The organism is Nosocomiicoccus sp. HMSC059G07, assembly GCF_001815515.1.
Taxonomy (GTDB): Bacteria; Bacillota; Bacilli; order Staphylococcales; family Salinicoccaceae; genus Nosocomiicoccus; species Nosocomiicoccus ampullae_A.
In genome coordinates this window covers 19,633-27,669 of record NZ_KV820808.1, presented here as the reverse complement: position 1 = coordinate 27,669, position 8,037 = coordinate 19,633, and the positions used below count along the sequence as shown (strand labels likewise).

The 8,037-nt window shown below is 36.5% G+C and carries 9 protein-coding genes; 2 read left to right on the top strand and 7 right to left on the bottom strand.

Annotated features, from left to right (window positions below; genetic code table 11):
* Positions 1–361: 361 nt before the first annotated feature.
* Positions 362–1,051, bottom strand: a complete 690-nt coding sequence (locus HMPREF3029_RS03135; RefSeq protein ID WP_070709718.1) for a metal-dependent hydrolase — start codon at positions 1,049–1,051, stop codon at positions 362–364.
* 89 nt (positions 1,052–1,140) lie between these two features.
* Here HMPREF3029_RS03135 and HMPREF3029_RS03130 point away from each other — a divergent pair, with 89 nt between their 5' ends.
* Entirely contained in the window at positions 1,141–1,710 is a 570-nt protein-coding gene (locus tag HMPREF3029_RS03130; protein WP_068129291.1) for a hypothetical protein, read from the top strand.
* Here the strand turns inward: HMPREF3029_RS03130 and ald are convergent.
* Positions 1,702–2,814, bottom strand: a complete 1,113-nt coding sequence (gene ald / locus HMPREF3029_RS03125; RefSeq protein ID WP_040928732.1) for an alanine dehydrogenase — start codon at positions 2,812–2,814, stop codon at positions 1,702–1,704. The genes HMPREF3029_RS03130 and ald overlap by 9 nt on opposite strands.
* A 199-nt stretch (positions 2,815–3,013) precedes the next feature.
* Between ald and HMPREF3029_RS03120 the strand changes: the two genes are divergently transcribed.
* A complete protein-coding gene (locus HMPREF3029_RS03120) occupies positions 3,014–3,514 on the top strand; it encodes a universal stress protein (RefSeq protein WP_068129290.1) in 501 nt (166 codons plus the stop codon).
* Positions 3,515–3,565: 51 nt separating this feature from the next.
* Here the strand turns inward: HMPREF3029_RS03120 and HMPREF3029_RS03115 are convergent, their stop codons facing one another.
* The 5 genes from HMPREF3029_RS03115 to sppA form a co-directional block, all read right to left on the bottom strand.
* Complete coding sequence (locus tag HMPREF3029_RS03115; protein WP_070709715.1) at positions 3,566–4,981, bottom strand: aldehyde dehydrogenase family protein; 1,416 nt, start codon at positions 4,979–4,981, stop codon at positions 3,566–3,568.
* A gap of 66 nt (positions 4,982–5,047) precedes the next feature.
* Complete coding sequence (locus HMPREF3029_RS03110) at positions 5,048–5,932, bottom strand: class I SAM-dependent methyltransferase (protein ID WP_070709712.1); 885 nt, start codon at positions 5,930–5,932, stop codon at positions 5,048–5,050.
* A gap of 63 nt (positions 5,933–5,995) precedes the next feature.
* The gene (gene tpx / locus HMPREF3029_RS03105) at positions 5,996–6,496 is read right to left on the bottom strand and encodes a thiol peroxidase (RefSeq protein WP_068129284.1); all 501 of its coding nucleotides are present in this window, start codon (positions 6,494–6,496) and stop codon (positions 5,996–5,998) included.
* Between the two features lie 3 nt (positions 6,497–6,499).
* Positions 6,500–7,009, bottom strand: a complete 510-nt coding sequence (locus tag HMPREF3029_RS03100; RefSeq protein WP_070709709.1) for an RDD family protein — start codon at positions 7,007–7,009, stop codon at positions 6,500–6,502.
* An 11-nt stretch (positions 7,010–7,020) separates the two neighbouring features.
* Positions 7,021–8,022: a signal peptide peptidase SppA gene (gene sppA, locus HMPREF3029_RS03095; RefSeq protein WP_070709706.1), complete on the bottom strand. Its 1,002-nt coding sequence runs from the start codon at positions 8,020–8,022 to the stop codon at positions 7,021–7,023.
* Positions 8,023–8,037: the final 15 nt, after the last annotated feature.

Genomic DNA, 8,037 nt, shown 5'->3' with positions numbered 1-8,037 from the left:
TGTTAATTATCCTAATATATTTAACAAAATTTCAGCTAAATGCTGCATTTTTGTAAATAAGGATGAAAAGCCCGGTTTCGATTGTGTAATTAATCTCTAAATTAATATAAACGCTCTTTCGCCGAAATTTAATTAACAAAAATTTCGCGATTTTGTTAGATATCCTGATTTATTTAACAAATTTCAGACTCAACGCCCCATTTTTGTTAAATATAATTTTTTATCTAACAAATTTCGCCCGCCACAGCCGATTTTTGTTAATTATCCTAATATATTTAACAAATTTTCACCTACATGACTAATTTTTGTTAATTAAGATGAAAAAACACAAAGTCCACCCGACCTTAACCTCACCTCGAGATTATTTAAACGTCACCGCTTCACCTGGCTTTAAAATCTGGCACTCTGTTTTGAGCGCTTGTTTAAAGTTTTCCGGTTCTTGTTCAATTGGTGGGAATGTATTGTAATGTACAGGCACTACAACACGTGGCTGAATTAATTCGTCTGTTGCGTGAATCGCGTCGCTAATTCCCATTGTAAAGTGGTCACCGATTGGTACGAATGCAACATCGATCTCACCATTTAATGTACTGATGAGTTTTAAATCACTAAAGATTGCTGTATCCCCTACATGATATATCTTTTTTTCGCCAAGAGTTAAAATGATTCCTGTAGGCATTCCGCCGTAATGAACGTTTCCGTCATCGTCTGTATAGCTTGATGAATGGAATGCTTGCACGAATTTTACTTTGATACTATCAAACGACTTCTCTCCACCGATGTTCATGCCTACCGTGTTTAATCCTTGAGTTTCTAAATATCCCGCTAATTCAACTGGCGCAATAACTGTTGCATCGTTGTTTTTAGCAATTTCAACCGTGTCTCCAACGTGGTCATTATGTGCATGCGTGAGTAAAATATAATCTACCTTTACGTCTTCAACTTTTAAATCTGTTAATTCATTTCCAGTGATGAAAGGATCGAAAATCCCTTTTACACCATCGTGTTCAAACTGAACGACTGAATGTCCGTGATACGTTACTTTTGTCATTATATTTCCTCCTTTATATACTGTATTTATAACCGAATTTTTAAAAGATTAACCATATAGATGTGCTATATTATGTTAGAGGTGTTGTTATGACTACTATTTTTAAAGTTAATTCATTGACTGAATCTGAGGACTTCGTATTTTTTACAAATCACCAATTAGAATCTAATCCACTCGTTGCAAAGATGTATAAAATGATGCATCAAAATTCGACTGTTCTAATTTCACTCAACTATTTAAATGAATTAGATCCTTTTATTATTCAAAACATTCATTATGAAACGATAAAAGAAACGGATAGCATCGATGGTTACGTGACGGATCAATGTATCGTCAAGAATGAATTAGACAGTAACTTTTTAAGAGAACTGTCAACGATGGTTAAGGATAAACACCTAATTATCGGCCCGTCGTTTTCCAATATCCCATACTTTTTACAGTCTAAAAATTTAGAGTTAGCCATTCAGCATAACGCAACTGCAGTCATGTATGATGTGAGAAATATAGATTTTAAAAACTATAACGAATTAAAGCCGCTCGCAAAACTAAAGTCATTTGCGAGAAAGCGTATTGAAATTATCCCAGTCGTTGAATCCGTAGAAAAAAGAGATGAGCTACAATCACTCATCCCTTTTCAAACAGTCTGTATATTAGATTAATGAATCAATTTCAACGTATTCTAAATCTTGTGCTTCTGCAACAGCTTTATAAGTCACGTGACCTTTATACACGTTGAAGCCTTCTTTAAGTCCTGCGTTACGTTTTGCCGCTTCTTCAGCACCTAAGTTTGCGATTTGAAGACCGTATTGTAACGTAGCGTTTGTTAATGCGATTGTTGACGTTCTAGGTACTGCACCTGGCATGTTCGCAACTGTGTAGTGAATTACACCGTGTTTCACGTACGTTGGGTCGTCGTGAGTTGTAATGCGGTCAGATGTTTCAAAGTTACCGCCTTGGTCGATTGCGATGTCAACAACGACTGAACCGTCACCCATGTTTTTAATCATTTCTTCAGTCACTAATACAGGAGCTTTTGCACCTGGAATTAACACTGAACCAATGACGACGTCACTCGACTCAACTTCTTTTTTAATGTTCATCGGTGTAGACATTAACGTCTGCACTGAATCACCAAATAACTCATCTAACTCTCTTAAACGATGTGGGTTTAAATCTAAAATTGTAACTCTCGCACCGAGTCCAACCGCAATTTTCGCTGCGTTTGTACCTGCGTTACCTCCACCGATTATCGTAACTTTACCACGGTCTACTCCAGGTACACCTGCAAGTAAAATACCACGTCCACCTTTAATTGCTGATAAATTTTCTACCGCCACTTGAGTTGCCATACGTCCAGCAACTTCACTCATCGGTTGTAATAGTGGTAATCCACCAAATCTGTCGACGATTGTTTCATAAGCAATCGCTGTAACCTTTTTATCAATTAAGGCTTTCGTTAAGTCGACCTCTGGTGCTAAGTGGAAGTACGTAAAGATAATTTGGTCTTCTTTAAAGAAATCGAACTCTTCTTTAAGTGGTTCTTTAACTTTAACGACCATATCAACGTCCCATGCTTCTTTTGCTGATGAAACAATTGTTGCTCCTTTTTCTACATACTCTTCATTAGTGAAGAAAGAACCAACACCAGCATCAGATTCAATACGCACTTCGTGTCCTGCTTGGACAAATGCATATGCTGCATCCGGCGTAAGCCCAACACGGTTTTCGTTGTTTTTAATTTCCTTAGGTACACCAATAATCATGAAGTATAACCCCTTTTCTTTTGTTATGAAAACTCTTTCTTTATTTTATATTAACATACTCATTCATAAAAATGTTATCGTTATCATACAAAATTTGGTAAAATAAAATTAACAGTACAAGTTAGCAAATTTTAATTACTATTTGATTATTTTTAGTCGCTAAAGGGTATAGTGTACTGAAAGTTAAGGAGGAAATGACATGTTAGATTACAAAAACATTTTAATCGCAGTCGATGGATCACACGAAGCAGAGTGGGCATTTGAAAAAGCTGTTAACTTAGCTAAGAAAACGGACGCACGTTTAATCGTCGCAAACGTTATTGATACGAGAAGTTACGCATCAGTTGAAGCGTATGATCGTACGATTTCAGCACGTGCTAAAAACTTTGCAGATAAGCTTTTACAAGGCTATAAAGAAAAAGCACTGGCTGACGGTGTATTAGATGTCGTTACACTCGTAGAATACGGTTCACCGAAATCAGTGATTCCTAAAAAAATTGTTAAAGACACCAATGCAGACTTAGTTGTCGTTGGTTCTACAGGTTTAAACGCAGTTGAACGATTCATTATTGGATCGGTCTCTGAAGCTATTGTACGTCATGCACCATGTGATGTATTAGTTGTAAGAACTGAAACTTTACCTGAAGATTTTGAACCGACAGTCGCAACAGATGAGCTCGTTCAAAATGAAGTAAATTAATTCCCATGAAAATAGCCTCTACTTTTTAAAAAGTAGAGGCTTATTTTTATATTACTCCTTAAATAACACTTTTGTTTCTGTATATTCTTCGATACCGATCCAACCGATTTCTTTACCGATACCAGACTGTTTATAACCACCGAATGGTGCGGCTGGATTTCTTGCTGCACCGTTTATAACGATACTACCTGTGCGTAATTTTTTGGCAACGTCATATGCTTCTTCGTCATTTTCGCCAAATACTGCACCATATAACCCGTACGTCGTATCATTTGCGATTTCTATCGCTTCATCGACATCGTTATATGTGATAATCGATAAAACGGGTCCAAATATTTCTTCTTGTGCGATTTTACTGTTGTTATCGACTTTCGTAAATACCGTCGGTTCGACGTAATATCCTTTGTCTTCACTTTCTACTCTACCGCCACCAATTAGTAACGTCGCTTCTTTTTTACCGCTTTCGATATAGTCATACACGCGTTCTTGAGCTTCTTTAGAGATGACTGGTCCAATCGTATTGTTTTCATCTTCAGGATTTCCAACACGTACGTTTTCTTCGACATACTGTTTAACGTATCCTTCAACTTCTTCGAGTCGAGATTCTGGGACGATTAAACGCGTAAGTGCTGAACACGCTTGTCCTGCGTTGTTAATAATCGCGTCCATCGATTGTTTTACTGCTCTTTTAGCATCACCTTTAGGAAGTAAAATGTTCGGTGATTTTCCTCCGAGTTCTAAGTGTATGTTTTTAATATTACTTTTTGCTTGTTCATAAATGCCTCGACCTACTTTAGTAGATCCAGTAAATGAAATCATATCAACTTTTTCATGTCCAGTTAACGCATCTCCAACTTCACTACCAGACCCAGGGACGATATTAAATACACCTTTTGGAAGGCTTGTTTTATCTATCACTTCAGCAAGTAAAAATGCTGAAACTGGAGTTTTCGTACTCGGTTTTAGTACGACTGTGGCACCAGCGAGTAAAAGACATGTAAGTTTTCTTTGAATCTGATTCAGTGGGAAGTTCCATGGTGTTACTGCTGCTACAACCCCGACACCTTCACGTACTAGATCAAATCCTTCATGATGTTCTGTGAATTTTACTTTATCCGCGTTTTCAAGTGCGAGTGTCATCTCTTTGATTACTTGTTCCACCTGAGCTGATTTTGTGTAATTATATGAACTTCCTAGTTCTTGTCGAATGACTTTCTCAAAGTCTTCTTGTCTCTCTTTAATACCGTTTAAAATTTCTTCAACGTATTTTTGACGCTCTTCATAAGACGTTTCATTGAAGCTTTTAAATGCACGCGCTGCTGCTTCGACTGCTTTATCGACGTCTTCACTATTTGCTTTAGCAACCGTTGTAAAAATTTCTTCTGTCGCTGGATTCTCAACTTCAATCACGTCAGACGTTGATGGTGTGACCCACTCGCCGTCAATATATATTTTGTCGTATTTCATTTCATAAACCCTCCTTAAGGTTTGTATTACTATTCTATCCGTTTAGTCATTTAAACAAACATCTGATTATTTTTCATGCCACGCTTCAACTGTTGATAAAAATTGTTTCATACTGTCTTTGTCTTTAAAATCAGGGATATCTCCGATTAAAACATCTTTATTATTTAATGCCACGTGCCCTTTTTTCAGAACGATTAACGACTTTTGACTTTTTTCGTCTTTAAAAATAGTCTTCGGTAAGTTTAAGAACATGAGTAACGTCACATCTTCTTTTATATACGTTTTAAACGTTTCTTGATTTTCGGTTAAGATGTTAGAAGGTACTGTAAAAATACCGATTCCGTCTTCTTTTGCTTTATTCATCCCCGCTTCAATCATTAAAAGATGCGCAAAGCTTTTACCTTCTTTAAACGCTGTCGTATACCCTTCAACCTCTACCGGATAAAAACCGACGGGTAAATCTCCAACGACTAAATCAACTGGCTCGATAAAGTTTTGTTCGATAATATTTTGTGGATATATCTTCATATGTGTCTCTAAAAACTCACATAGATTTGCATTTAATTCAGCGAGCGTCGGATCGATTTCGACACCGTTTAACTGTAATTCTGAATTTAACTCACTTAACGTCATCGATAAATGGCCAGATCCACTCCCGACATCTAACACCGAACCGCTACTATTTTCATTTAGTACGTTACCGATATACCCGATTGTGTACCCGATGACGTCTGGAGTTAGTTGATGGTTCGGTTGTACTTGCTCTTCTTTTAACTGCTTTAAATAAGCAAACTGAAATGCTTTTCGCTTCTCTATTTTTGTACCTGTTACGTCTACTTCTAATAATGCTTGAGACAATGATTCTATTCGCGATAAGCCAGTATGTTCATGAATATCATCTGTTTTATTTACTAATGCTTCGTATATTTTTTCTAAATTACTGAGTTCCATTAAAAAGTTCACCTCTAAAAAAATAAGGACTATTCTTTCGAATAGCCCTATTATAACAATTGATTAAATATTTTTTAAAGCGTCAATTGCTTTGTCATAATCTGGTTCGTTTGTACCTTCAGGTACGTATTCTACGTAGACAACATTATCGTCTTCGTCTAATACGAATACACTTCTCGCTTGTAAACGTAAATGTGGCATTAGCGTACCGAATTGTTTCGCAAATGATAGATCTTTATGATCTGAAAAAGTCACTGCATTTTCGATACCTTCATCTGCACAAAAACGTTTTTGAGCGAATGGTAAGTCGTTTGAAATTGTAATTAACTGTGTGTTTTCAACATCTGCTGCTTTATTATAAAATGTTTTCGTTTGAACTTGGCAAACTCCTGTATCAAGAGAGGGTACAACACTAATCAGCTTTTTTGTACCTGCATATTCTTTTAACGGTTCTACATCTTTTAATTCGCTATTCACGACATTAAAACTATCGATATGTTGACCAACTTCAACAGCTTTTCCGTCTAATTTAACTTCATTTCCACCAAAAGTAATTGTCGTCATAAATTAAACCAGCCCTTCTTTTCTATTAGTCTCTACATCCACAGTATATTCAACCTCTTTTGAGTTTACAACTAATGTGTCTCCGATAAAATCATGAAGTCCCATTCGATTTTCGTTAAATAAAATCATTAAGTACGGTAAGTTTAATAATGCTTGCGTAATATATCGACCGATAAGTTCTCGATATAATACTTGAGCAAATGTTAACTCGTACCCTTTACTTGAAACAACACGAATACCGAAAATCATTTTTCCTAACGTTTGGCCAAAGAAATATGTCATTAAAACGAAGTAAAGGAAAAATACGACCGCTACGACAATGCTACGTATTGAAATTGCGTCAAAAATAACATTTTGATTCATGACGCCTAGCATCGTTAAAATCGGAATAATTGCGATTTGGCGTACCGACCATAAGACGATGAGATCAACGATATATGCGAGGAGACGTATTAACGTATCTGCAACAGGGTAACCCATTTCTTTTTGCAAGATCACTGTTTCTCTTTTCATAATCTCACTCCTTACTCATCATATAAGTACATCGGTTTTGGACCTTGGCGTTTATTGATTAAGTTTTCAACGATTAACGCATCTGAATCGTTAAATAATTGTTTCACGATGCTCGGTCCGTTAAAATTGAACATTGAAAAACGACCTGAACCATAACCATACGTATAAACCTGTGGATTGTCTGAACCAATCTCTTCTTTTAAATCAGCGAGCGCGTCATCAAAGTATCCAATCTCATCTACAAGTCCGTTGTCAATGGCATCACTTCCAAGATATACACGTCCATCTGCTAATTTACGTACTTCTTCTTCACTCATGTTACGCCCTTCAGCAACAACTTTTACGAACTCATCAAACATCGTATCTACCATGTGCTGAACGTATTCTTTTTCTTCTTTAGATGGAGTTTTTGCTCCTGATAACATATCTTTCATATCGCCTGATGTATATGTGTTAAACTTTACGCCGTATTTTTCAGCAAGCTCACTGTAATCGATACTTTGCATAATTACGCCGATTGAACCAGTGATCGTTTCGTTACTTGCGTAAATTTTATTTGCAGGTGCTGAGACATAATATCCACCACTTGCTGCCATGTTACCCATTGAGCTGTAGATAATTTTCCCTTTATCTTTTGCGATTTTTAAGTACTTGTACACTTCAGCACTTTCAAATACTCCACCACCTGGTGAATTTACGTCGAGTAAAATTGCTTTCACTGAATCATCTTCAATAATTTCTTTTAAAGCATCAACTGTTAAACGATGATTATAACCCGCTACTCCAGAAAATAATCCGCTACCTTGCGGTGTATCTTGAATGACGCCGTCTACACTAATGACCGCGATTCTATTTGACGGGTCACCTTCTTCAATAACGCTAACAGGTGAATCATCTGCAAGACTACTAAATAAGTCTTCAAATTGATCTTTTTGGAATACATTAAATACGCTCATTACAACGCCTGAAATCAGTAAGGCAATTGCTGCGACTAATGCAATCGTTCGTTTCATAAGTTCATCTCCTTT